This is a genomic window from Actinoplanes italicus, from assembly GCF_003001815.1.
In the GTDB taxonomy this organism is placed as follows: Bacteria; Actinomycetota; Actinomycetes; order Mycobacteriales; family Micromonosporaceae; genus Actinoplanes; species Actinoplanes italicus.
In genome coordinates, this window is the sequence record NZ_PVMZ01000005.1 from 385,618 (window position 1) to 410,626 (window position 25,009).

Here is a 25,009-nt window from a genome sequence, read left to right on the forward strand (position 1 = left end):
ATGCGCCCGATCCGACTGCTCCGGCCGGGTCCGCGACCGGATCTGATCGCCTCCGCCTCGGCGGCCGTGCTGCTGTGCCTGTCGTTCACCCCGTCGCTGCTGCCGCGCGGCTGGTTCCTGCAGGGCCTCGTGAGTGGTCTCTGCGCGGCGACCGGCTACGCCCTCGGCAGTCTGCCCCGCATCGTGGTGCGGTGGCGGGCCGGGCGGTCGGCGTGGCTGCTGTTCGCGGCCGTGGCCGTACCCGCGACCCTGCTGGCGGCCGTTCTGGGCCGGCGCTGGCAGAACGGGATCGGTCACCAGATGGGCGTCGACGGCCCGGCGGCCCTGACCTGGCCGGGAGCGCTGGCGGTGGCCGCGACCGTGTTCGCCGTCCTCCTCGCGGCCGCCCGGGCCGTGGTCCCGCTCGCGACGCTCGTCCTGCTGGCCGTCCTCGCGGCGCCGTGGTCTCTCGGTGCCCTCTCGACAGCCCTCGACGACCGCGTGACCGGAGTGGCCGCACCGGCCGGGACGACCCACTCCCTGGTGCCGTGGTCGTCACTGGGCCGGCAGGGCCGGGCCTTCGTCACCGGCGGCCGGAACACACCGCACACCGAGACGCCGATCCGGGTGTACGCCGGTCTGCAGTCCGCCCCGACGACCAGGGACCGCGCCCGGCTGGCCGTCGCCGAGCTGCAACGCACCGGCGCGTTCTCCCGCGAGGTGCTCTGCATCGTGGTCCCGACCGGCAGCGGCTGGGTCGACGAGCCGACCGTGGCCGCGCTGGAGGACGAGTTCGACGGAGACACCGCCCTGGTGGCCGTGCAGTACGCCGCGCTGCCGAGCTGGCTGTCGCTGGCGATGGAACCGGAACGCGCCGAGGCCGCCGCCGCCGACCTGCTCGACGAGGTCAGCCGCGTCTGGTCGGTCCTGCCTGCCACGGACCGGCCGAAGCTGCTGCTCTACGGGCACAGTCTCGGTGCGCGCGCCGCGCAGGCCCCCTTCGGCACCGCGGCGAACCTGCTCGACGCGGTCGACGGAGCCCTCATCAGCGGCACTCCCGGCGGCAGTCCGCTCCGGAGCCGGGTCTCCTCAGGTCGGGTGATCATCCTGGAGCACGCCACCGACCCGGTCGTGCACTGGTCGCCGCGCCTGTTCCTGACCGGGCCGGTCGGCTTCTGGCAGATCTCCGGTGACCTGCTCAAGGCTCAGGACGTGCCGGCCGGGTACGGCCACCGCTACGGCGCCGAGGCCCGCACCGCCTGGCAGCTGATCCGCGCGCACCTTATTCACGGCGGATCGGCTTGATTCTTTGTTAGCTTGCCGGAATGCCAGCGCAGCGTGCCCTCCTGCCGCGGTCGGCGCCCGCCGCCGCGCTCGTGTCGTCCGGTGCGATCGCCGCGCTGCTCGACCGGCTCGAGGAGCGGTCCGTCGAGTGCCACTCCATCATGGTCGTCCGGGGTGGTCACGTCGTGGCCGAGGGCTGGTGGGCGCCGTTCTCGGCCGACCGGCCGCACCTGCTCTACTCGCTGACCAAGTCGTTCACGTCGACGGCGGTCGGGCTGGCGATCACCGACGGCCTGCTGTCACTCGACGACCGGGTGGTGGACGTGCTGCCCGACCGGGTTCCGGCCGGCGTCGGCGGGCAGGCCCGCCGGATCACCGTGCACCACCTGCTGTCGATGACGGCCGGACACGACACGGACAGTCTCACCGAGGCCTGGCGGACGGATCCACGCGACCTGGTGAAGGGCTTCCTGCGGGCGCCGTTCGCCGAGTCCGAGGGGACCCGCCACACCTACGACAACGCGACCACGTACGTCCTGGCAAGGATGGTCGAGCGGGTCACCGGCCGCGGGCTGCCGGAGTTCCTCGACGAGCGCCTGTTCGCGCCGATGGGTGTCGGACACGCCGACTGGGACCGGGTGGCCGGCGGTTCCTCGTTCGGGTTCCATGGGCTGCACCTGACCACCGAGGCGGTCGCCGCGTTCGGTGAGCTGCTGCTGCGCGGCGGACGATGGGGCGACCGGCAGCTCGTGCCGCGCGACTGGGTCGAACTCGCGACCCGGCGGCACGTCGCCACCCTGCCGCCCGGCGACACCGACTTCTGCTGCGGGTACGGCTACCAGTTCTGGATGTCACGCTACGGCTTCCACGGCAACGGCTCGTTCGGGCAGATGTGCGTGGTGGTGCCGTCGCATGATCTCGTGGTGGCCGTGACCGGCGCGAACTCGCAGGCGCAGGTGATCCACGACGCGATCCGGGAGTGCCTGCTGCCCGGCATCGATCAGGCGGACGATGGCGGGAGCGACGACGTTCTCGCCGACCGGTTGCGGCGCCTGTCCCTCGTACCGCCACATGGTCTTGACCATCCTGATCGCTCGGTGAAGGCGATCGTGGAAAGCACGGTGCTGCCCGAGGGGACGCCGGTGACCGTCGAACCGGTGGTGGGCGGCTGGTCGCTGGGTCTCGGGTCGCTGAGGGAGATCGCGGCCGGTCACGGCGAGTGGCGGGAGAGCCGGCCGCTGGGGCGTCCGCTCGTCGCCGCGGGCGCCTGGCAGGACGACGTCTTCGTCGCCGACCTCTATGTCATAACCACACCCCATCGGGTACGGCTGTCGGTCGATGCCCGGACTCGGACGGCGAGGGCGGTGTGGAACCTCGAGCCGCTGACCACCCCGAATCTGGAACTGCATCTGCGGTCGCCGCTGATGACCCGCCCCGACGTCGCCTGACGGGCTGTTCCACTCTCGACATCGTCGGGTAGAACTCAGGGGGCGATCACTTAGAGGTGAGGAGACGATGAGGCGTATGCGGCAACGATGGGTCTACACACGCTGGTTCGCCCTGATTGCGGGGCTGATGATCGGCGCCGTCGTCGGCCTCGCCGTCTACTGGGCGAGCACCCTGACCGGTGTGGCCCTCTACACACTGTGCGGCACTGTCGCCGGCGGGCTCGCCGCCCTGGCGATCTACACGTTCTGGCGCAGCGTGCACCTGACCGAGCTGACGGTGTCGATCCCGAACATGACCGACCTGACGTTCGCGGTCACCCCGTCGAACGAGGGCGTGGCGTGGCGTCTGTTCGTCGAGTCGAGCACCCGCGTCGCCACGCAGCCGCTCGACCAGGGCTCCGGCGTGATCCGGGAAACTCTCGACTCTCTCTACAGTCTCTTCGGTTCGGTACGCGCCATCCTGCTCGAAGCCGGCCCGACGACCACCCCGGGCGCCACGCAGACGGTCGAGCACCTCGCCCTGGGCATGCTGAACGGCCAGTTGCGGCCGTTCCTGTCCCGCTGGCATCCGCGTCTGACCACGTGGGAGCAGTCCAACCCGGACACTCCCGAGTCCCAGTGGCCGGAGAACGCGGCCTGCCGCGCGGAGCTGGAGACCATGCGAACCGGGCTGCTCCGGTACGTCAGAGGCCTCGGCGAACTAGCCGGTGTCGGCAACATCGACGTGATGCTCGGCCGTCCGGACACGAAGGATTCCGCTTAGTCCGGGAGCCGTCGTCCATGATCTGAGCTGGGTTCCACGTTCGAACAGAACATGATCGTCTGTGCGTGCCGGCGCACACGCCGTGGTCGGCGCACAGTCCACGGTCGGCGCGCAGCGGTCGGCGCACACGCAGCATTCGGCGCACAGTCCACGGTCGGCGCGCAGCGGTCGGCGCACACGCAGCGGCACCGTGTGCTCCGATCGTGGCCATGACGGCGGTGCGCGTCCACGGATCCGCAGCGTGTGCTCCTGCTGTCGTCGGCCACCACGTCACGCGCACACGGAAAGCGCCAGCGTGCGCCCGACGGAACCGAAAACCCGGCAGCACCCGGAAACCCGACAGCGCCCGAAACCCGGTAGCACCCGGAAACCCGGCAGCAGCGGTGGCGGCACACCGACGATCGCACTACCGGCCATCTCAGCCTCCGGCCCAGCCATGATCACGAACGGCGGCTGCCGTATTCGGTAATTGCCGGCCTCCGATTACCCGCGCATTTGCGGAACACCCCGCTCCGCGGCGAGCACAAATGCGTGCAGCGTCGCGACAAGCTCGTCGATCTTGTCGTCCTCGACGAAGACGCCGTGCTGCGCCAGTGCATCGGCGACGCGATCAGCGATCCGTCGAAGTTCCTGCTCAGTCATGGATGACTCCTTGAGTTTGTTGACGGGCCCATGACAGGAACCGCTCGAACAGGACCGACGGCGGTTCGTGCCGGAGCACCGCGGCTGCGTTCTCGAGTTCGGCCCACAGCCGGATGCCCAGCTGAACAGCGTCCGGTGTGGTCGACAGCAGGTGCTCCCGAGCCGGATCGCACGGCCACGTCCGGTCGCAGGACCGGCAGTCATAGGTGGCGGGGTCCGGCTGGTGTTCGGCGCCGGTCGCCGGTTTTCGGTGGCTCATCGGTCCCCCTGACGGTTCGCTGCGCCCGATGGTGGCCCTCGAAAAGGAAGCTTCGCAATCCACCAAGGTGCAAAATCCACGTCCGGGTATAGCAATTTTCAAGATCACAGGATATCTATTTCATGGTGGATGGATTGGTAGTCCATCGGCACCGACAACGGCGCTTCACCATGGATGGGAGCCATTCGCGTGGCCAACGGCATCGGATCCACTGTGCCCCGCCGACAGCTTGGCAGACTGCTACGTGATCAACGAGAGGCCGCCGGCGTCTCGATGAGATCGGCTTATGAATATCTCGAATGTTCATATCAGCGTTTGTGGCGCATGGAGACCGGCGAGCCGAACGTGACGCTGCGGAAGGCCGAGATCGAATCGCTCGCGCGGTACTACGGCATGACCCGGGAGGCCACCGACCTGGCCCTCGCGCTCGGGCAGGCGGCCAAGGAGGAGGGCTGGTGGCAGAGCTATCGCGGCGCCCTGCACCGCTGGTCGGAGCTGTACGTCGGCCTCGAAACCGCAGCGCACAAGATTCGGCAGTTCGGACCCGCGGTAGTCCCCGGACTGCTTCAGGCGCCCGCGTACAGCGAGGCGTTCTTCAGGGTGGAACGGCCCACCGTTCCTGAACAAGTACTTACCCACCGGATCCAGGTGAAGCAGGAACGTCAACGTCTCATTCGACGGTTCTCACCGGCGCCCCCGGTGTTCGAAGCGATCATTTCCGAGGGCATTCTGCACGCCAGACTCGCCGCACCGGGGGCCATGCAGCAGCAGCTTCATCACCTGTTGATGGCAGGCGAACTGCGGAATGTCAGCGTGCGGGTCCTTCCGCTCTCAGTCGGCCCGCACTCCGCCTCCGTGACCGGCGGCTTCACGATTCTGGAGTTTCCCACGCTGACTGGCAACCGGGGCGGGGAACCTACAACGGTGTACTCGGAGAACCTGACCGGGGCGCTCTACCTGGACAAGCCCGACGAGGTGGAGACCTATGAGGAAGCGTGGACCGCACTGACGGATCTTGCTCTGAGTGAGGGAGACTCGACGGAGATGATCACCAGCATTCTGAAGAGCTTAGGAGGGACGTCATCGTGACTGACCGCGACCTGATCGGGGCCGACTGGCGTAAGTCCACCAGGTCCGGCGGCGGCAATGACTGCGTCGAGGTTGCCGACAACCTGCCGCGCATCGTCGCCGTCCGGGACACCAAGAACCGCGACGGCGGAACGCTGATCTTCACTCGTGGCCAGTGGTCCGAGTTCCTCGCAGGCGTGAAGGACGGCGAGTTCGACCGCGCCTGAGATCATCGATCGCGCGATACCAGCAGTCCGAGCCGGCGGTCCGGCCCGTCACCGTCCACCGTGGCGCCGACGACCTGACCGTGCAGGCGCAGGTCCTCGCCAACGGCGACCTGCGCCTGCTGTCCGTCCCGCCGAGCCGGGCCAGGGCGGCTCCGTCAACGAGCCGGGTCAGGGCAGCCGTCCCGCCGAGCCGGGTCAGGGCGGCCGAGCCGCCGAGCCGGGTCAGGGCGGCCGAGCCGCCGAGCCGGGTCAGGGCGGCCGAGCCGTCAACGAGCCGGTCAGGGCAGGTAGACCTCGGACATCGCGGTGACGGTGCCGTCCACGGTCGTGACCTCGGCCAGTCCGGCTTCGCCGATCCGTTGTGCGAAGCGGTCGGCGGTGATCTTGCAGGTCCCGACGGTGACCGGATCGCCGGCGCAGCGCTCCGGATCGTCGAAGACGCTGGCCAGCTTCGGAGCGGCCGAGGTCGGCAGGGTCACGACCATACGGCTGTCCTCGGTCACCCAGGCGCGCTCGCACGGGGCGTCCGACGACGGCTTCACCTTGAACGTCGTGCAGTACTCGTCGCCGGTCATGAACAGCACCGGCTCCACCACGACCGACCGGGACTTCGGGTAGTAGCCCCAGACCTTGACGATCGACTTGGTGCTGCCCTGGCGTACGTCGGTGAAGGTGAGGCCCGTCGGGGCGGCTGCCTCGCCGATCGGCCGGATCTCGGCGTCGCTGACGACCGCACCGGTCACCGTCTCGTCGTTCTTCGCCGGGTCAGCCGGTCCCACGCCGAAGGCCACCCTGCCGCTGAGCAGGCTCGGATCGGTCAACCTCGTCTCGAGTACGGCAGCGCCGTCGACCGACACCGACGCGACCTGCTCGCGCAGCACCAGCGCGACCTTGCGCCGCTTGCCCGGCTCGAACAGCGTGGACTCCACCGTCGCGAGCCTGGTCGTCTGCAGGGCGCCCTCGTGCCGGATCCGGATCGCCTGCGGGCACAGGTCGAGCCAGTACGAGCCGTCCCCCGCCGCACGGAACTGGATCTCGGCACAGGAGGCGACGCTGTCGACGGTGACGTCCGCGGTGATCGACTGGTCGCCGGCGAACGTCCGGGTGCTGCCGGGACACACCATGGTGAAGCTGGGGGTCGTCATGACCAGGCCGTCCTTGAAGGAGCAGCGTCCGCCGTACTCGTCGGTGGTGGCATTCCACTGACCTCGCCGGTCGAGGGCGTCGACCACCCACGGGCCGCGCACCGCGCCGGGCACCGGCATGGTGGCCTCGACGACCAGCTGACTCCTGGCCGGCTCGTTCACCGGATCGCCCCAGCGTCCGCCGTACAGTCCGAGGGCGGTCGCGAGCACCGTGGCGGCGGCTGTGACCGCGACGACCGCGGTGCGTCCCCGGCGGCGCCGGACCGGCGCGGCGGCGACCGGCAGGCCGAGCCGTCTGCCGCCGCCGGACACGTGCCGGCCGGACAACTGCGCCGCCTCGGCGGCCTCCCGCAACCGTGGGTCGAGGGTGTGCGAGCGGCTGATGGCGTGCGGGTCGGTGTTCTGCGCGAGCAGCAGGTTGAGCAGCTCGTACGCGGTGGGCCGCTCCTCCGGGTCCTTGGAGAGGGCGAGCGCCACCAGATCGGCCAGGGTGCCGGTCAGGCCGGTCAGGTCCGGTGGCTGGGTGAGGATCCGGGCGGCGACGGCGACCGGCGAGTCGGCCCGGAACGGGGTGCGCCCGGTGCCGGCGTAGGCGATGACCGCACCCCAGGCGAACACGTCCGCGGCCGGGGTGATGTCGCGGTGCACGCCGTCGAACCGTTCCGGCGCCATGTACGCGACGGTGCCGACCATCTGGTCGGGCTGGGTGTGCTGACTGGTCACCTCCAGCGCGCGGGCGATACCGAAGTCGATGACCTTCGGCGCTCCCAGGTCGAACAGCACGTTGCGGGGTTTGAGGTCGCGGTGGATCACGCCGGCGCCGTGGATCGCGGTCAGGGCGGTGGCCACGCCGACCGCGACACTGTGCAGGCGGCTGCCGGTCAGCGGCCCGTCGCGGGCCACCACCTCGTCCAGGCTCGGGCCGTCGACGTACTCGACCACGAGGTAGGGAGTCGGATGCTCCGGGTCGGCGTCGAGCACCGCGGCCGTGCAGAACGGGGGCACCTGCCTGGCCCTTTTGACCTCGCTGCGGAACCGGCCCCGGAACTCCTCCTCGTGGGCGTACTCCGGCTTAATGATCTTGACCGCGACCAGCTGTCCGTCGTCGCGCCGGCCGTCATCGCGCCGACCGAGGAAGACCGCGCCCATGCCGCCCTCGCCGAGCCGGGCGATCAGCTCGTAGCCGCCCAGCGACCGGGGGTCACCGGGGCGCAGCGGGCTCTTCATCCTGGGCACCCATCAAGGTCTGCGAACAAAGACCGGCATACAGTACGCATCCGCGCGCCGGACCGGGGCGGCGGGTCATCGATCGCCGATCACGGCCGCAGCCAGATCCAGCCGGTCAGCGCGATGACCTCGGCGGCGATGTCGGGCACCTCGCGCCCGTCGGTGCGGACCCGGTGGACCCGGCTGGGAACGGTCCGTTCCAGTTCGCGGGCCATGAGGCCGCTCCGCTCGACGTGCCTGTCCAGTCCCGTGCCGATCTCGCGTTTCGCCAGCCGTTCCCGCGCCGTGTCGTCGTCGGCCGTCAGCAGGACCGCGGTGACACTCGGGTCGTCGCCCATCGCCGCGGTCAGCCGGCCGGTGAACCGCACGCTGACGGTGTTCGTGTAGATCAGCCGCCGGTAGCCGAGCTCGCGGTAGTTGGACCACATGGCCGTCAGGTTGCGCTCGGCCAGCCCGTGCTCCCACGGAGGCGGGTACGCCTGGTCGAGGTTGTCGCCCTCGATCAGGCAGTGCTGGATCCCTGCCGCGGACAGCTGCTCGTGGATCTCGGCGCCGACACTGGTCTTGCCCACCCCGGCACGCCCGCCGAGAAACAACGCCTCACTTCGTGTGGTCACCACGGCACGATAGTCACTACCCCGACCATCGACGGACGTCTACCCCCATGGACGTCGCGGCGCCTGACCGCCGGGTCGTCAGGCGGCGGCCCGGTCCTCGCGCGGGCGACGCGCGGCCAGGACACCGGCCGCGCCGGCACCGACCAGGAGCAGGCCGATCGCACCGGTCATCCAGGCCGACGGGCCGGTGACGGGAAGGTTGGGCCGGTCGCCGACGACGCGGACCTCGCTCTCGCCGGTGATCGGCGTCAGCCCGTCGGCGGAGAACGTGATGGTCACCGTCCCGCTGTCACCGGGCGTAGCGGTCTTGGCGGCAGACACGGTCACGGGAAGGTACTGCTCGACCGTCTCACCCTCGAACGAGAGCCCGCGCGGGTCGGTGCAGACGACCCGGGTCGACGACGGTGTCTCGCACTCGCCGCCGCCGATGTCGCTCGGCGCGATCCGGACCCCGTCGACGCCGCTCAGCTCGTAGGAGACCTTCACGCCGGTCAGCCTCGTGGGGCCGATCGTGGACCAGAGACTCGGCCCCAAGGGATCGATGGAGGTGCCGCCCACCGGCACCTCGACGTCCGGGAAGGCGGCCTTGACGTCGTCGGCGGCGAGGGCAGGATCCGCCACGGTGACGAGGAACGCGCCGGCCACCGCCATGACGCCCGCCAGGCGTCGCATGTACGAGTTCCGCATCGCCCGTGCCTCCAGTCCCGACGGTGGATCAAGCCGCCGAAGCGTACCCGCCGCCAGGTTAGAACCGGGACGTCGACACGCGTGTTTTCGCAGCTGAGGCTGCACGACGGCGGCTCGGCCACACCGCCGCGAGGCAGAGGAGGGCGACGATGCCGAGGGCCGGCGGGATCAACGGTGCGGGGTTGTCCTTCTGGGCCTGCGCCAGCTCGTCCGGAAGACGCGGATCGGCCGTCCCGTCCGGGTCCTGCACCACGAGCACCTCGTCGCCCACCTCGCCGCTGCCGCCGCCGGGCCAGGCGCCCAGACGCCCCTCCAGCGGGATGCCGTCGGCGGTCAGGTCATAGACGGGGTCGTTGCTGCTGCCGTCGTAGACCACCGCCACCGTGGCCTTGATCTGCTCCCCGTCGGCAGCCAGCACCTGCAGCGGCACGGCGATCCCCACGAACGCCATCACCAGCCCGTTGAGAACGCAGGCGGCGACGATCGGGACGACGCGTGGCGGGCGCTCGGTCAGCCGCGCGACGTAGTAGACGAGCAGGCACTGTCCCGACAGCAGCAGCGTGCCGACGACCGCGTCCACGTCGGACCGGACCCAGGTGGTGGCCGCCGGCACGACCAGGGCGGCACAGAGAAGGAAGATGAGCAGGTAGACCGGGGCAATCAACAGGTCGGACCGCGGACGCATGCGGACACGCTATCGAGGCCCTCAAGGTCCATGACCTTCGATGACGTACTCCGGTCGAGCGACCCCCAATTAGGGGGTCGAGTGACCAGTTGTTATAAGACTATAGTCTAGTGCCATGGCCCCTACCCGCCTTCGCCTGATGGGCGCTCACGAGATCCGCATGCTCCTGGGCGGCATCACCCGACAACGCGTGTACCAACTGACCACCCGCCCGACTTTCCCCGCGCCGGTAGCCGACCTGACCCAGGGGAAGGTGTGGCTGGCCGCCGACGTCGAGGAGTGGGTCGCAACCCGCCGCCCACCCCGACAACCCTCCACTTAATCCACCAAACCGGTGCCGTGACGATCCGACACCTCACGATCCCCGCCCGATGACCACCCACCTCTTGCCCGACCTGGACTAACGAAAGGGGTGGCACCTGCCTCAGCAGGACCACCCCTTTCGAATACAGCAACGCGGCAGGTGACTCAGTCCGGAAGGGTCAGAGTGAGCGCTGACAGCGAGGGTCAGCGAGGCAACTGGGAGACCAACCGACTGAGCTCGCTCGGAAAACCGGGAATATGAGGTTCGGCGCAGTACCTGACGGTACAGGCCGCAGCAACCAACTCCTTCACCGAGTAATCACTGCCTGACAGCATCTTCCCGGCCATACCCAGAGGAACCACGAAGTCCGCCTGAGCCTCGTCCGTCAACGTCTCGAGCAGGCCTGTCTCTTCAGCTAGAACCAGCCGCACGATCGACTTCAAGACCATCGCCAGCTCTGTTGGCTCGACGGTGCGAGCAAGGTCATCCATGTCGCCTGATTCACCGAAGCCGAAGCGATTTATCCGCATCTCGTTCTCGCTCATTCAACTTCCTCAGTAGGTAATCTCTTGCGCGTTCAGCCGCGGCTGGCAGACCGTCGGACAGGGCACGCCCGGCCTCCCATGAGAATCACCAGCCCTCACTCGGACAACTTCGAAGTGACCCCCACGAACTCCGGCCGCACCCTCCCTCGCCTCCGCTTTGATAAGGCACATTGTCTCAGCGCATCCCGTATGGACTCGACCTGCTGGCGAGAATCTGCTGACGAGGGATTCGACCACCCCTCCCGGCTGCGGTTTCATATCATGGCCGGATTTCCCGTAGTACACCTTTCCTGACGGAGAGGTGTACTTCGCCGCCCAGAATGGTCCGGTATTACTGTTGTAGGTCGGACGCAGCGAGTCCGCATACTCCGCCAGATTTCTCGGGGACTTGCTGAAAACACCACGAATACTTCCGAGTACGCCCTGGACGCCCTTTCCGATGTTCGCCATCTCACTCAGGGCCCCGCTGATGAAGCCGCTGATCCTGCCTCCGGCCGCAGCCCCGAATGCACCCTTTATCCCAGAACCGAATATCGACCCCGCTCCGCCGAGGGCTGCGCCGAAGAGGCCTCCAACGGCCGTCGTGCCTGCGAGATCCCAGCCACGCTGACCGTCCATCCAGCCGGTGACGAAGGAACCGGCGGCGCCGGCCGCAGCGCCACATCCGACTGCACCTACCCCGGTCCAGCCGATCGCAGCGCCGCACCCGAGGCCGACAACGACGCCTACGGCGCCGCCGACGATGGTCGACTTGTTACGGCACCACCAGCTCTCCTGGCACTTCTGCTGCTCGCGGATCGCCTTCTGGTGGTTCTCGTACTGGCGGTTGTACTCGTCCGCGATCGGCTTCCAGTAGTTGTACTCAGCCTGCTGCCGGTTGTAGTCCTCGACGGTCTGCTTGGCGTCCGCCTTGTAGGACGGCTCGTTGGCGTCGTTGCGCAGACCGGACGGGTCGCTCATCGTGACCGGGCTGTTGTTGGCGTAGACGTAGCCGTTCCAGGACTGGCGATCGCCGCCGTCGAAGATCGGGTCGACGCTGATGAAACGGCCCGTATCAGGGTCGTAGTTTCTGGCGCCGACCTGGATCAGGCCGGTGTTGCCGTTGACGACCTTGTTGAGGAAGCCACGGTTGTCGGGATAGGTCCCGGCAGCGCCGCGAGCTGCGCCGAACGGGGTGTACTGCCGCCAGGTCGGCGTCGACAGGGTGGCGTTGAGGTACAGGCTCGGGGTGCCGTGATGGTCGGCGAGCGCGAAGCTGTAGTTGCTGCCGGTTCCGGTACGGATGGCGGCGCCACCACCGGGCAGCGCGTAGTAGCGGGTCCCGCTCTGGGTGCCTGCCACGGTGTTGAGGACGATCTGCTGACCGGGCAGGTACAGCGTGGTCTTCCCGGGGTCCTTCTGCAGGAGAAGGCCGCCGTCCGCGTCGTACAGGAAGCTGGTGTTGCCTCCCGTGCTTCCGCTGATCGCGGTGAGCCGGCCGGATTCGTCCCAGGTCAGGGTCTGGTTGCCGTTGCCTGCGGTGCGGCTCTCCATGTTGCCGGCGGTGTCGTAGCCGTAGCTGGTGGTGCCGGTGCTGCCGCCGGTGGTGCTGGTCGACGTCAGCGTGTGGGGCTGACCCTTGCCGTTCCCGTTGTAGGTGTAGCCGGTGACGGTGTCGGCGCCGCCGGACAGTGAGTACTTCGTCTGGCTGGTGCGGTCGCCGAGGTCGTTGAACGCCCAGGTGGTCCAGTAGGCGCTGGCGGCGCCCAGGCTGGAGCCGACCATGGCGCGGCTGCCCTCGGTGGGTTCGACGGCGCAGTTGTCGGTCGCCGTCCAGGCCGCCCGCATCCGCCGCAGGCCGTCGGTGCGGAAACACTGGGTCTCCGACGGTGTCGCGCCGCCCAGGCGCGTGTCGACGATCTTCTCGATGTCGCCGATCGCGTTGTAGGTGAAGTCGGTCTGGTTGACGTTGCTGGGAGTGCCGGTCTGGCGGCTGATGAGCTGGCTGGTGAGCCGGCTCGTGTGCGGGTCCCAGGTGTTGGTGATGTTGCCGTAGTTGGGTGAGCTGCCGAACGTCTGCTGGACGACCCGGCCCCACGCGTCGTAGGTGACGCCGCTGCCGTACGCGGACAGACCGACGGTGGTGGTGGGCAGGTCGAGCACACCGGAGTAGCCGTAGTCGACCGTCTCGGACGGCAGGCCGCCCTTGAAGGGGTAGACGTCACGGCTGAGCAGGCCGGAGTTCGGCGTGTACAGCTTCGAGAAGGTGTACGTGCCGGCGAGGGTGCCCTCGGCGGCGGGGATGGTGATCGTGGCGCCGCGGGACGAGCCGAACTGGTTGAAGTTGTTCTGCTGGACCTTGTAGGCGTCGCGGCCGGTTCCCCAGTAGCTGGTGCTGGAGGTCAACTTCCCCAGCGGGTACGCCATGCCGGGCACCGCGTTGTCGGAGTTGTCGTACACCCATTCAGCGAGCTTGTTGGTGTCGCTCTGGTTCTCGATCGTCGAGGCGTACGAACCGATCTTGCGGTTCAGCTGGTCGTACTTGAACGAGACCGTCTTGGATCGCGAGTCGGTCGACTGGGTCAGGTTGCCGTTGCCGTCGTACTTCAGCCCGGTGACCTTGCCGGCGTCCGGATCGGACTTCTCGGTGGCCTGGCCGAGCATGTTGTACGTGGTGGACCAGGTGTTGCCGGCCTTGTCGGTGATCGTGTTCTGCAGGCCCTGGCCGTTGAACCCGTACGTCGAGGTGGTCTTCGCGCCGCCGGTGACGGTGAACTCGCCGGTGAACGTGTTCGCCGGTTCGGTGACCGTGGGCCGGGTCTGGTAGTCGTCGATCCTGTCGGTACGGCCGAGCGGGTCGGTGTAGGTGGTCTTGACGATGCCACCGGCCGGCGGGAACACGGTGACCGCGTCACCGGAGTACACCGTGGTGCTCGTCTCCTGCGGCTGGACCAGGTTGTTCTTCGCCTGTTCCTGCTTGACCGCGCGGCCGAGCCCGTCGTACGTGAACAGCGTCTGGTTGTCGACCTGCTTCTTCAGGTCGGCGGCCGACACCAGCGTCGTGTTCGGCGTGTTCCCGTCGTCCCACCAGCCGCTGTAGGTCGCCTTGATCCAGCCACGGCTGTCATAGAACGTGTCCGTGACCAGCCGCCCGCCACGCGGTGTCATCGACTGCGTCTGACGCGGCCGCAACATCCCGTCGTAGATCTCGGTGGACGTCACGTAGGACAGCGACTCGTTGAGCGTCTGCGTGGTCGACGACGACAGACCGGTCTGCGAGATGACGTACGAGAACGTCTTGTTCGCCGGCTGGTCGGTGGTCCGCGAGTACAACCACACCGCCGTGCTGCGGCCGAGCGCGTCGTACGCCATGGTGGTGACCACGTCGTTGGCGTCGGTGGTGCTCATGGTGAGCTGCCGGCGCGGGTCGAGCGTGGTGGTGACGTCCTGCTCCAGGACGTTGGTGATCGTGGTGCTGGTGAGCAGACCCGCCGAGTTGATGTTGTACGCCGTGCGGGTCCTGGTGCCGTTGGCGTCGTACGCGGCCGTGGTGTGTCCGTAGCTGTCGAACTCGGCCCGCGACGTCGTCTTGTACGTGTACGCGCTGCCGTTCCAGCCGTCGGCGTGCCGCTCCATCGTCCGCGCGCCCCGCGTCGGCGCCTTGGCCTGCGGGAACGTGGTCGAGAACTCCGGGTCGTCGTAGAAGTAACGCTCGTTGGAGACCACCTGCGCCGGGCGGTTCACGCCGGTCGGGGCGGTCAGGGTGTTGATGTTGCCCGGCGCCGAGGGCTGGCTGCCCGCGGTGTAGCCGCCACACGCCTTGGACACCACGTCGACCTCGGCGAGCAGCCCGACGATGTTGCGATCCTTGTTGATCGGGGCGTACGTGTTGGTGACGCACGTGTCGTACTTGGCGTCTACCGGCACCGAGTGGGTGTAGGTGCGCTGCAGCGTGCCGAACAGCGAACTGTTGACGTCGTCGTCGTAGGAGTTGTTCGTCTGCGAGAGCCGGTAGGACGGGGTCCCACCGGAGTTGATCCGCTGCCGCTGGAACGTCGACGCCTGTGAGATCCAGGTCGCGTTCAAGGCGGGAACACCGGTGCGGGTACGGGTCGCCGACGGCGCCGAGATCCAGTAGGTGTTGATCGTCGACGACTCAGCCGGCCCACCGTCACCGCGGTAGCTGGTCGACTCGAGCACCCGCCCCGACAGGTCGTCGAGGTCCTCGTGCTTGCCACCCTGAGAGTCGGTCAACTGCACGACCGTGGTGTTGTTGTTCTTGCTCATCCCGCGGAAGTAGGTGGCCTCCGACAGCGTCTGCTTGTCGTTGGTGAGGTCGCCGACGCGGGTCTGGACCTTGCCGTACCCGCGGAACTGCCCGTACGTGCGGTACTTCGGCTTGACCAGCTCGTTCACGTCGTAGTGCCAGCCCGCGCCACCCAGGTAGTCGTAGCTGGTCGTGTGGGCGGCAGCGCCACCGGTCGGGTCCGTCTGCGTGACCTTGGTGACGACGTACTTGTTGAACCAGTCGGTGAACGGCTCGGTGTACAGCGGCGGCGTCCAGCGCACCGGGTAGCACGCCGAGGTGTTCGTCGCCGGGGCCAGCGTCACCGGGGCGGTGCACGCGTTCTTGCGGCCGTAGGTGACGGTGATGACCGACCCCGACTCCGTCTTGATCTGCTGCACCCGGTGCCGGTAGAACGCCGGCAGGCCATCGGTGACGGTGTCGACCCGGTTCTGCAGCTTCTCGCTGCTGAACGTCACCGACGGCAACGTGATCGCCGGGCTCCCCGCGTAAGCGGACCGGGTGATCGAGTTCAGCCACAGCGTCGGCGAGGTGCCGTCACCGGTGGCCGGCATCGTGTGCGCCAGCGTGTAGGCGTCGACCCGCTCGTGCTGGCCGGTCGCCGTCGAGTACTGCTTCGTCGTGATCGACGCGAGCCGCACGGTCGCGAAGAACGACGGCGACCAGTTGTCACACTCCGCGCCCGGGGCGCAGATCAGGTCGAACGGCACATCCGGCCAGTTCGCCTTGTTCGTGCTGTTCAGCGGCTGGCAGGTGCCCGACACACAGCGGTCACCGGTGCCGAACACCACCTGGTTCGCCACGGTCCCGTAGGCGTTGCCGTCGGTGAACCCGTAGTCGATACGTTCCAGCCAGCTGTCACGCACGTACGAGGTCTTCGTCGCGCCCTCGTACCGGCCGTAGACGTTGGTGTCCTGGTGGTAGTAGTACGCCATGGCGTTGCCGTGGGCGTCCTTGGTGTAGTCCAGATTCCAGCGGTACGCCGTCGTGCACCACGACTTGTCGAAGCCCGCCGAGTCGTAACACGGGTCCCCCGCGAACGGCGAGTACACCGGCACCGTGTCGACCGAGTTGGTGCGCGGCTTGCCCGACGTCCACCCCGGCAGCTGGTTGCGCCCGAACTGGAACACCGCACCGTTACGCATGGTGACCTGCCAGTACGACGTGTCCTTGGCACCGGACCCGTTGTCACCACCGGCGACCTTGGTGATCACCTCGCCGTTGTCGTCCTCGGCCTTGTACACCTTCTTGGTCTCGTCCCACACCAGCGACGACGACCGGCCATCCAGCGACATGGTCAGAATCGGACCGTTGTGACACTGGTCGTAGATCTTCTTCGGCGCGTCCTTGCCCTGCGGCTTCTCCGAACACGAAACAAACGTCTGCTCGATGTACGACTCAGGAGTCGACCAGCCGTCCCCCGCCCAGTTCGCCTGCGCCTGCGTCGACACGGTCTGCCCGTCCACGCCCGACGAGTTGTAGCTCAGCGCCACACCCGGCACCAGACCCGACGCCGCCGGCGGCACCGTCACCGGATAGCTGTAACTGAACCCACCGGTACTGCCACCACCGGCCCACGTCCCGGTCGGCGACAGCTTCGTCGCCGCATACGAGCCACCGGCCGCGCCACTCTCGCCGGCGCTCGCCACGGCGGCCAGCACCAGCGACTGCTCCGCGGGCACGTCCACGACCGCCGACACACTCTGCGTCCTGGCGTCGTTGGTCCCCGCCACCTCGGCAGGCTTACGGCACGCGGCCACCTCAGGGGTCGTCAGCGCACACGACGGCAACCGCACCAGCCGCAGACGAGAGGCGAAGTTGCCGCCGTACGCCTCCGCGAACCCGGCATAGTCCAGGCCCAGCCGCGCCCGACCCGCCTTCGCCGACGACGCGCTCAGGACCACGCCGTCGATTCCCAGGCGCCGCGCCTTGTCCTGGCCCAGGACCTGCACGTCCACCTCGGACACCGCGGCGGTCGTGGTCGCCTGGGCGGCCTGTGCCCACACCGGCGAACCGGCCGCCCGCGCCTTCGCGGCCCCGTTGAGACGAATCGACGCGCGCGCGGCTGAGGGAAGCTTCGTCGCGGTCGGCGTGAACGCCTGCTCGGCGGGATCCGGCGTCTTCGCGGCCGTCTTCGGCTTGACCTCGAAGACGCCGTCGACCGCGCGTCCCGGGCTGACCGCGGGCGGTGGCACGGGTTTCGGGGATGCGGCGCCACGGCTCGCCGGACTCGCCACGGCCACGCTGTCGGCGAGCAGAAGAACCGACAGCGTGGCGCAGGTCGTCATGAACAGTTGCCGAGCGATTCGCCGGCGGCGCGTCGGTAAGACCGGATCCGCCCCGGGATCAACTCGACTTCGAAGGGATATCGGTTCGGATGATGAATGCAAATACTTCATTCTCACGCCCGGAATCTCTCACGATCCCGACGCCATCGAAATCCCGCATTTTGTGATTCACGCCACACCTATTTTCAGGCAGAAAACACCCTCAATCCCGGTCCACCGGCCCGTTTTCGGCGCGCCATTTTTCCCAGCGGGACCCGAGGTCGGCAAGGGCACGTTCGGTCAGGCGCGGCCCTGAACCGAGAATCCCGTACCCCCCGAGAATGTTCAGCTCCGTACGGCGTGACTTCCGGTCACCAGGGCGTTGCCATTCGATCACCGGAATCGTCATGTCCGTCAGGGAGGCGACACCCGAGGAAAGCCGCCCCGGCCCGATGAATATCACCTCTGACCAGCGTATACGGTACGTCCGGCCGAGGCGGCGAACGAGAATCCTGTCGTCGGTCACAACAACACCGAGCATCAGACACCGACCTGCGACGATCACCAGCACGACCGTGACGAGCCCAAAGCCCGCAGCGACCATCCTGTTGACGACATCGCTCACGGTCGACGCCTCAGAGGCTGCGGAGGCAGCCGACGCCAATGCCATCAGCAAAGCCGCGAAAGACGAAACAGAATTCCAGAACCACGAACGCCAAACAGACTTCATCCCCGCTACGACTCCCACCTCCTCCTTGGAAAAGGATAAGGAAAATATGCCATCCGCCGGGCCGACTTCGCCAGCGATTGCGTCACCGGCGAAGTCGGCCGAACTGTTACGACGTGCGGTGAGCCGGCCCGTCCTGCCCCAGACGAGTACGGAGCTCCGACCGATGCGCTACATGATCAGGGAGGGGAGAACCTTGGTGAACACCTCTCCCCAGGTCTTCGGAGGGTCGACAGCGACCTGCGCCGACACCGCGGGAAGGGTCCATCCGGTCATCTTCATGGTGAAAGGAAGCGCGCCCAGCTCTTTCCACCCATCGGTCTGTACAGCCCTCAGGGCATCTCTGTACTTGGAGCTCAGGAACTTCATCGGCGTGAAGGGAACCGATGTTCGCACACCCTTCAGGGTCCCGAACTGCGCGAGCCGGAAAGGCGCTGCCAGCCCCGCGCTACCCAAGGTGACCGCCCCATCGACCATGATCCCCTTCTCGTTACCCTTCCAGCCCTCCTCATCGATCTTTTCCCAGGTACGCGCACCGAAGGCGACCACGCTCGCGCCTCCGCACGTGACCCATCCGACACCCGGTGAGAGACAGAACAGAAGCGCGCCCCCGCCGGCAATCGCCCCGCGATGGTCCTTGGCGAATTTCCAGGTGTCCCGGAAGCCGCTCTTGGCGCAGTCCGTGAAACCGTCGCAGCCGACCGGTTTGGCCCGCAGCCTCTGGATCTTGGGCTTGGTGCCGCCCGTTCCGGTGCCGGTGGAGGAGTTGCCGCTGTTCTCGCCCAGGTTGACCGGCGGAACCTCGACGTAGGGCTCGTCCCAGGTGTTGATGTAGCTCGGTTCCCTCGCGTCGTTGCGAAGGCCGGTCGGGTCACTCATCGTCACCGGGCTGTTGTTGGCGTACGCGTAGCCGTTCCAGGACTGGCTGTCTTCCTCGTTGAAGTCGGGGTCGACGCTGATGAACCGGCCGACGACGGGGTCGTAGTTCCGGGCGCCGACCTGCGTGAGTCCCGTCGTGCCGTTGAGGACCTTGTTGAGGAAGCCGCGGTTGTCGGGCACCGTGGCGGCCGCACCGCGCGGAGCACCGTACGGCGTGTACTGGCGCCATGTGGGCGTGGACATGGACGCGTCGAGGTAGACCGTGGGCGTGCCATGGTGGTCGCCGATGGCAAACCCGTAACTGGTCCCGGTCCCGGTGCGGACGGCGTTGCCACCGCCGGGCAGCGGGTAGTAGCGGACGCCGGTCTGCGCTGCCGTCGCGGTGTTGAGCGTGATCTGCTGACCGGACAGGTAGAGCGTCGACTTCCCGGGTTCCTTCTGCAGGAGGACGTTGCCGTCGGCGTCGTGGATGAAGGTGCTGTCTCCCCCGGTGCCGCCGGTGACGGCCGTGAGGCGACCCATGTCGTCCCACTCGAGGCTCTGCGATCCGTTGCCGGCGTTGCGACTGATCATGTTGCCGGCGCTGTCGTAGCTGAAGCTGCTGGTGCCGGCCTTGGTGAGAGTGTGCGGCTGACCCTTGGCGTTGCCGTTGTAGGTGTAGTCGGTGACGGTGTCGGCCCCACCGGACGTCGAGTACTGGGTCTGGCTGGTCCGGTCGCCGAGGTCGTTGAAGCTCCAGCTGGTCCAGTACGCGCTTCCGGCGCCGAGCCGGGAACCGACCATCGCCCGGTTGCCCGTGGTCGGCTCGGTCGCGCAGTCCACGTTCGCGGTCCACGCGGCCCGGAGGCGCCGCAGCTCGTCCACCCGGAAACACTGCGTCTCCTTGAGGGCGGCGTCCCCGGAGCGCGTGTCGGCGATCTGGGTGATGTTGCCGATGGCGTCGTAGGTGAGATCGGTCTGGTTGACGGTCGACGGGCTTCCGGACTGCCGGGTGACCGCCTGGCTGGTGAGCCGGCCGGTGTGCGGATCCCAGGTGTTGGTGACGTAGCCGTAGTTGGGTGAGCTGCCGAAGACCTGCTGCAGCACCCGGCCCTGCGCGTCGTAGGTCACCCCGCTGCCGTAGGCGGCCAGGCCGCCGACGGTGTTGGGCATGTCCATGACGCCGGAGTAGCCGTAACTGACGGTCTCGGCCGGCAGGCCGCCCCTGGCCGGGTAGATCTCCCGGCTGACCAGGCCGGTCACCGGCGTGTACAGCTTGCTGAAGGTGTACGTGCCGGCCAGCGCACCTTCGACGGCCGGAACGGTGACGGTCGCGCCGCGCGAGGATCCGAACTCGTTGAAGTTGTTCTGCTGCACCTTGTACGCGTCGCGGCCGGAACCCCGGTACGCGGTGCTCGACGTGAGCTCACCGAGTGGGTGGGTCATGCCGGGCACGGCGTTGTCGGAGTTGTCGTAGACCCACTCGGCAACCTTGTTCGCCGGGCTCTGCCCGTCGATTGCCGAGGCGTACGTGCCCGTCTTCCGGCCGAGCCTGTCGTACGTGAAGGAGATCGTCTTTCCGCGCGAGTCGGTGGACTGGGTCAGATTGCCGTTGCCGTCGTACTTCAGATCCTTCACGGTGCCCGAGTCGGGGTCGGACTTGGTGAGGATCTGACCGAGCAGGTTGAACGTCGACGTCCACGTGTTACCGGTCTGGTCCGTCGTCGTGTCCTGCAGCCCCTGACCGTTGAAACCGAACGTCGAGGTGACCCTGGAACCGCCACTGACCGTCCAGTCGCCGGTGAAGGTGTTCGCCGGCGCGGTCAGCGTCGGCGTGGACTTGTAGCTGTCGGTCTTGACCGTGCGTCCGAGCAGGTCGACGTGGTCGGTCTTGACCGTGCCACCGGCGGGCGGGAACACCGTGACGGCGTCACCGGCGTAGACCTTGGTCGTCGTCTCCTTCGGCTGGACCTGGTTGTTCTTGGCCTGCTCCTGCTTCACGGCGCGGCCGAGACCGTCGTAGGTGAACAGGGTCTGGGTGTCGACCTGCTTCTTCAGGTCGGCGGCCGAGATCAGGGTGGTGTTCGGTGTCGCGCTGTCGTCCCACCAGTTGTCGTAGGTGGCCCTGGTCCAGCCGCGGCTGTCGTAGAACTTGTCGGTGACCGACCGGCCGCCACGCGGCGTCATCCTCTGGGTCTGCCGTTCCCGCAGCATCCCGTCGTAGATCAGGGTGGATACCTGGTAGGCGGAGGACTCGTTCAGCCGCTCCGTGGTGACCGAGGAGACCCCGGTCTTCGACAGCACATAGGTGTACTTGTAGTTGGCCGGCAGGTCGGTGGTACGGGAGTTGGCCCATACGCCGGTGACCCGGCCCAGAGCGTCGTACGAGCGCGTCGTCACCACGTCGTTGAGGTCCGAACTGGTCAGCGGCAGGTGCCGTCGCGGATCCAGAACGGTGGTCACGTCCTGGCCGAGCGCGTTCGTCTCCTTGGTGCCGATGACCAGACCCACCGCGTTGAGGCTGCGCGTGGTGGCCTTCTTGCCGTCGTTGCCGTCGTACGTCGCGGTCTGGAAGCCGTAGCCGTCGTACTCGGCCCGCGACACCGTGCGGTAGGTGTAGGCCGTGCCGTTCCAGTCCTCGGCCTTGCGCTGCATGGTGCGCAGACCGCGGCTCGGCGTCTTCACCTGCGGGAAGGTGGCGTCGAAGTCCACGACGTCGTAGTAGAACCGCTCGTTCGAGACACGCTGGTCGCGTCCGATGGTTCCGGTGGGGGCGGTGAGCGTGTTGATGCTGCCGGTGCTGTAACCGGCGCAGGCCTTCGACACCGTGTCGACCCCGGCGAGCAGGCCCACCAAATTCTTGGCGGTGTTGACCGGCGCATACGTGTTCGTGACGCACCTGTCGTACTTGGCGTCGACCGGGACCGCGTGCGAGTAGGTGTGCTTGACCAGGCCGAACGTCGGGCTGGTGATACTCGTGTCGTACGAGTTGGCGGTCTCGGTGAATCGATATGCGGCGCTGCCGCTGCTGGTGGTTCGCTGGCGGCTGAGAGTCGTGACCGGTGCGACCCACTTCGCGGTCAGTGCGGTCAGGCCGGTGCGGGTCCGGGTCGCCGTCGCGTCCGAGATCCAGTACGAGGTGATCGTGGAGGAGTCCGCGGGGCCGCCGTCGCCGCGATAGGTGGTGGATTCGAGCACCCGGCCGGCCAGACGGTCGTCGTCCTCGTGCTTCCCGCCCTGGGAGTCGGTCACGTTCACGACGGTCGAGTTGTTGTTGCGGCTCATGCCGCGGTAGTAGGCCTCCTCGCCGAGGGTCTGCGCGTCGTTGGTGAGGTCACCGACGCGGGTCTGCACCTTGGCGTATCCACGGAACTGTCCGTAGGTGCGGTGCTTGGCCTTGACGATCTCGTTGTCGTCGTAATGCCAGGCGATGCCCCCGAGGTAGGCGTATCCGGTGGTCTTGGCGGCGGCCGCGCCGGTGGGATCCGTCTCGGTGATCTTCGTGACGACGTACTTGTTGAACCAGTCGGTGGTGGGCGCCGTGTAGGCCGGCGGGGTCCAGCGCACCGGGTAGCACGACGAGGTGTTCGTCGCCGCGTCGAGCGTGACGGGTGTGGCACAGACGTCGGTACGCCCGTAGGTGGCCGTGATGACGGAACCCGACTCGGTGGTGATCTGCCGGATCCGGTGCCGGTAGAACGCGCTGAGCCCGTCCGTCGTACTGTCCACGCGGTTCTGCAGTTTGACGCTGTCGAACGTCACCGCCGGAAGCGTGATCGCCTGGCCGGCGCTGTAACCGGTCCGGGTGATCGAGTTCAGCCACAGCGTCGGGGAGGTGCCGTCACCGGTGGCCGGCATCGTGTGCTGCAGCGCGTAGCCGTCGACCCGCTCGTGCTGGCCGGTCGCGGTCGAGTACTGCTGTGTGGTGATCGACGCGAGCCGGGCCGTGGAGAAGAACGACGGTGACCAGTTCTTGCAGGTCGATTCGGTGGCGCAGATCAGGTCGAACGGGACGTCCGGCCAGTTCGCCTTGTTGGCGCTGTTCAGCGGCTGACAGGTCCCGCTGACGCATCGGTCACCGGTCGCGAACTCGATCCGGTCGGGCACGGTGCCGTAGGCGTTGCCGTCGGTGAATCCGTAGTCGATGCGCTCGAGCCGGCTGTCACGCACGTACGTCGCGTTGGCGGCTCCCTCGAACCGGCCGTACTTGTTGGTGTCCTGGTGGTAGTAGTAGGCCATCGCGTTGTTGTTGACGTCGGTGACGTAGTCGAGGTTCCAGCGATATGCCGTCTGGCACCAGGACTTGTCGAACCCGTCCGCGTTGTAGCAGGGCCCGCCGGCGTGGGGTGAGTAGACCGGGACCGTGTCGACGGAGTTGGTGCGGGCCTTGCCCTGCGTCCAGCCCGGGAGCTGGTTCCGGCCGAACTGGTAGACGGTTCCGTCGCGTGTCGTGATCGTCCAGTACGAGGTGTCGGCGGCGTCGGACCCGTTGCCGGTGCCGGTCTCCTTCTTGATGACCTCGCCGCTGTCCTTCTCGGCCTTCCACGTCTTCTTGTCCGCGTCCCAGACGATGGAGGACGCCTGCCCGTTCAGTGACATGGTCAGGATCGGACCGTTGTAGCACTGGTCGTAGATCTTCTTCGGTGCCGCTTTCCCCTGCGGTTCTTCCGCGCACGAAACAAACGTCTGCTCGATGTACGACTCCGGAGTCGACCAGCCGTCCCCCGCCCAGTCCGCTTGCGCCTGTGTCGAGGCCGTCTTGCCGTCGACAGCAGAGGAGTTGTAACTCAGCGCGACGTCGGGCACCAGGCTCGAGGCCGCCGGCGGCACGGTGACCGCATAGCTGTAGGTGAAGGCGCCGCTGTTGCCGCCGCCGGACCAGTTCCCCGACGGCGACAGCTTGGTCGCCGCGTAGGTGCCGCCGTCGGCGCCGTCCTCACCGGAACTCGCGACCGCGGCCAGTACCAGCGACTGCGCGGCGGGTACGTCCACGACGGCCGAGACGCTCTGCGCCTTCACGTCGTTGGCCGCCGCGACCTCGGCAGGCTTGCGGCACGCGGCCACCTCGGGGGTGGTCAGCGCACACGACGGCAGACGCACCAGCCGCAGGCGGGAGGCGAAGTTGCCGCCGTACGCCTCCGCGAACCCGGCATAGTCCAGGCCCAGCCGCGCCCGGCCCGCCTTCGCCGACGACGCGCTCAGGACGACACCCCTGATGCCGAGCCGCTGTGCGGTGTCCTGGCCAAGCACGTGAACGTCCAGGTCGGACACGCTCGCGGTGGTTCCGGACGCGGGTGCCGCCTGTGCCCACACCGGCGAACCGGTCGCCCGGGATTTCGTGGATCCGTTGAGCCGGATCGACGCGCGCGCCGTGGAGGGAAGCTTCGTCGCGGTCGGCGTGAACGCCTGCTCCGCGGGATCCGGCTTCTTCGCGGCCGTCTTCGGTTTCACCGCGAAGACACCGTCGACCGCACGCCCCGCACTCACCGCCGGTGGCGGCGCCGGCTCCGGGGATGCGGTGCCACGGCTCGCCGGACTCGCCACCGCCACACCGTCGGCGAGCAGAAGGATCGAGAACGTCGCGCAGGTGGTCGCGAGAAAATGCCGGGCGATCCGGCTTCGAAGGGCTTCCCGTGGGAAGGATGGATGCAAGTACCTCAATCTCACGACCGTGAATCTCGCATGATCATCACCCCCATTTTGTGATCCAGGTCACCAGAAGGCGGCCATGAGAGCCCGGTGAGAGTCCGCTGAGAGCGAGATGAGAGTCGAAGATCAGACGGTATCGGCGTGGCCCGTGCCATAACCACCGGAACGCGCGGCGTTCCGGCCAGGTGATCACCAACTGATCCAGGCAGGGGCATGTCTCGACGCGGACGGACTCCTGCCGCTCTCGTTTGCGGGGAAGACTTCACGATGCCTGAAAACCGTCTGCGGCCTCGTTGGCTGGTCGCGGCAACCAGCCTGGCGACAGTGCTCGCCGGTATAACGA

The 25,009-nt window shown here is 67.7% G+C and carries 16 protein-coding genes; 6 read left to right on the top strand and 10 right to left on the bottom strand.

From position 1 onward, the window contains the following. The 3 genes from CLV67_RS15615 to CLV67_RS15625 all read left to right on the top strand — a co-directional run bounded on the left by CLV67_RS15615 (position 1) and on the right by CLV67_RS15625 (position 3,474). A complete protein-coding gene (locus CLV67_RS15615; protein ID WP_106318852.1) occupies positions 1-1,284 on the top strand; it encodes an alpha/beta-hydrolase family protein in 1,284 nt (427 codons plus the stop codon). A 20-nt stretch (positions 1,285-1,304) separates the two neighbouring features. After that, complete coding sequence (locus CLV67_RS15620) at positions 1,305-2,711, top strand: serine hydrolase domain-containing protein (protein ID WP_203736986.1); 1,407 nt, start codon at positions 1,305-1,307, stop codon at positions 2,709-2,711. A 76-nt stretch (positions 2,712-2,787) separates the two neighbouring features. After that, complete coding sequence (locus CLV67_RS15625; protein ID WP_106318854.1) at positions 2,788-3,474, top strand: hypothetical protein; 687 nt, start codon at positions 2,788-2,790, stop codon at positions 3,472-3,474. A gap of 483 nt (positions 3,475-3,957) precedes the next feature. Here CLV67_RS15625 and CLV67_RS51930 read toward each other — a convergent pair whose 3' ends face one another. After that, positions 3,958-4,116, bottom strand: a complete 159-nt coding sequence (locus CLV67_RS51930) for a hypothetical protein (protein WP_170153880.1) — start codon at positions 4,114-4,116, stop codon at positions 3,958-3,960. Further along, positions 4,109-4,375 carry a hypothetical protein gene (locus tag CLV67_RS15630; protein WP_106318856.1) on the bottom strand — a complete coding sequence of 89 codons (267 nt, stop codon included), beginning with the start codon at positions 4,373-4,375 and terminating at the stop codon, positions 4,109-4,111. Before CLV67_RS15630 ends, CLV67_RS51930 begins: the two co-directional genes overlap by 8 nt. 189 nt (positions 4,376-4,564) lie before the next feature. On the opposite strand from CLV67_RS15630, the gene CLV67_RS15635 reads away from it, so the two are divergent. Together CLV67_RS15635 and CLV67_RS15640 are read left to right on the top strand one after the other, a co-directional pair. Beyond that, positions 4,565-5,464: a helix-turn-helix domain-containing protein gene (locus tag CLV67_RS15635; protein WP_170153881.1), complete on the top strand. Its 900-nt coding sequence runs from the start codon at positions 4,565-4,567 to the stop codon at positions 5,462-5,464. Continuing rightward, positions 5,461-5,670, top strand: coding sequence for a DUF397 domain-containing protein (locus CLV67_RS15640; RefSeq protein WP_106318860.1), 210 nt, complete (start codon positions 5,461-5,463; stop codon positions 5,668-5,670). Before CLV67_RS15635 ends, CLV67_RS15640 begins: the two co-directional genes overlap by 4 nt. 278 nt (positions 5,671-5,948) lie before the next feature. Here CLV67_RS15640 and CLV67_RS15645 read toward each other — a convergent pair whose 3' ends face one another. The 4 genes from CLV67_RS15645 to CLV67_RS15660 form a co-directional block, all read right to left on the bottom strand. Beyond that, positions 5,949-8,042, bottom strand: coding sequence for a serine/threonine protein kinase (locus CLV67_RS15645; protein ID WP_106318862.1), 2,094 nt, complete (start codon positions 8,040-8,042; stop codon positions 5,949-5,951). A gap of 89 nt (positions 8,043-8,131) precedes the next feature. Next, entirely contained in the window at positions 8,132-8,659 is a 528-nt protein-coding gene (locus tag CLV67_RS15650; RefSeq protein ID WP_203736985.1) for a hypothetical protein, read from the bottom strand. 78 nt (positions 8,660-8,737) lie between these two features. Beyond that, positions 8,738-9,346 (bottom strand): hypothetical protein, encoded by a 609-nt coding sequence (locus CLV67_RS15655; protein ID WP_106318865.1) that lies wholly within the window; start codon positions 9,344-9,346, stop codon positions 8,738-8,740. A gap of 58 nt (positions 9,347-9,404) precedes the next feature. Continuing rightward, entirely contained in the window at positions 9,405-10,031 is a 627-nt protein-coding gene (locus tag CLV67_RS15660) for a hypothetical protein (protein WP_106318867.1), read from the bottom strand. Between the two features lie 139 nt (positions 10,032-10,170). Here CLV67_RS15660 and CLV67_RS53360 point away from each other — a divergent pair, with 139 nt between their 5' ends. After that, complete coding sequence (locus CLV67_RS53360) at positions 10,171-10,353, top strand: helix-turn-helix transcriptional regulator (RefSeq protein WP_373873138.1); 183 nt, start codon at positions 10,171-10,173, stop codon at positions 10,351-10,353. A 185-nt stretch (positions 10,354-10,538) separates the two neighbouring features. Here CLV67_RS53360 and CLV67_RS15670 read toward each other — a convergent pair whose 3' ends face one another. From CLV67_RS15670 to CLV67_RS15685, 4 genes are all read right to left on the bottom strand, one after another. Further along, positions 10,539-10,880, bottom strand: coding sequence for a hypothetical protein (locus CLV67_RS15670; RefSeq protein ID WP_106318871.1), 342 nt, complete (start codon positions 10,878-10,880; stop codon positions 10,539-10,541). 9 nt (positions 10,881-10,889) lie between these two features. After that, entirely contained in the window at positions 10,890-17,453 is a 6,564-nt protein-coding gene (locus CLV67_RS15675; RefSeq protein ID WP_203736983.1) for an RHS repeat-associated core domain-containing protein, read from the bottom strand. Between the two features lie 202 nt (positions 17,454-17,655). Beyond that, the gene (locus CLV67_RS15680; RefSeq protein WP_146169165.1) at positions 17,656-18,057 is read right to left on the bottom strand and encodes a hypothetical protein; all 402 of its coding nucleotides are present in this window, start codon (positions 18,055-18,057) and stop codon (positions 17,656-17,658) included. A gap of 273 nt (positions 18,058-18,330) precedes the next feature. After that, positions 18,331-24,669, bottom strand: a complete 6,339-nt coding sequence (locus CLV67_RS15685; protein ID WP_239166188.1) for an RHS repeat domain-containing protein — start codon at positions 24,667-24,669, stop codon at positions 18,331-18,333. Positions 24,670-25,009: the final 340 nt, after the last annotated feature.

What these genes read in the sequence shown, in the direction of transcription:
- CLV67_RS15615 (WP_106318852.1), top strand. Translation starts at nt 1, where the DNA reads ATGCGCCCGATCCGACTGCTCCGGCCGGGTCCGCGACCGGATCTGATC.
- CLV67_RS15620 (WP_203736986.1), top strand. Translation starts at nt 1,305, where the DNA reads ATGCCAGCGCAGCGTGCCCTCCTGCCGCGGTCGGCGCCCGCCGCCGCG.
- CLV67_RS15625 (WP_106318854.1), top strand. Translation starts at nt 2,788, where the DNA reads ATGCGGCAACGATGGGTCTACACACGCTGGTTCGCCCTGATTGCGGGG.
- CLV67_RS51930 (WP_170153880.1), bottom strand. Translation starts at nt 4,116, where the DNA reads ATGACTGAGCAGGAACTTCGACGGATCGCTGATCGCGTCGCCGATGCA.
- CLV67_RS15630 (WP_106318856.1), bottom strand. Translation starts at nt 4,375, where the DNA reads ATGAGCCACCGAAAACCGGCGACCGGCGCCGAACACCAGCCGGACCCC.
- CLV67_RS15645 (WP_106318862.1), bottom strand. Translation starts at nt 8,042, where the DNA reads ATGAAGAGCCCGCTGCGCCCCGGTGACCCCCGGTCGCTGGGCGGCTAC.
- CLV67_RS15655 (WP_106318865.1), bottom strand. Translation starts at nt 9,346, where the DNA reads ATGCGGAACTCGTACATGCGACGCCTGGCGGGCGTCATGGCGGTGGCC.
- CLV67_RS15660 (WP_106318867.1), bottom strand. Translation starts at nt 10,031, where the DNA reads ATGCGTCCGCGGTCCGACCTGTTGATTGCCCCGGTCTACCTGCTCATC.
- CLV67_RS53360 (WP_373873138.1), top strand. Translation starts at nt 10,171, where the DNA reads ATGGGCGCTCACGAGATCCGCATGCTCCTGGGCGGCATCACCCGACAA.
- CLV67_RS15670 (WP_106318871.1), bottom strand. Translation starts at nt 10,880, where the DNA reads ATGAGCGAGAACGAGATGCGGATAAATCGCTTCGGCTTCGGTGAATCA.
- CLV67_RS15675 (WP_203736983.1), bottom strand. Translation starts at nt 17,453, where the DNA reads ATGACGACCTGCGCCACGCTGTCGGTTCTTCTGCTCGCCGACAGCGTG.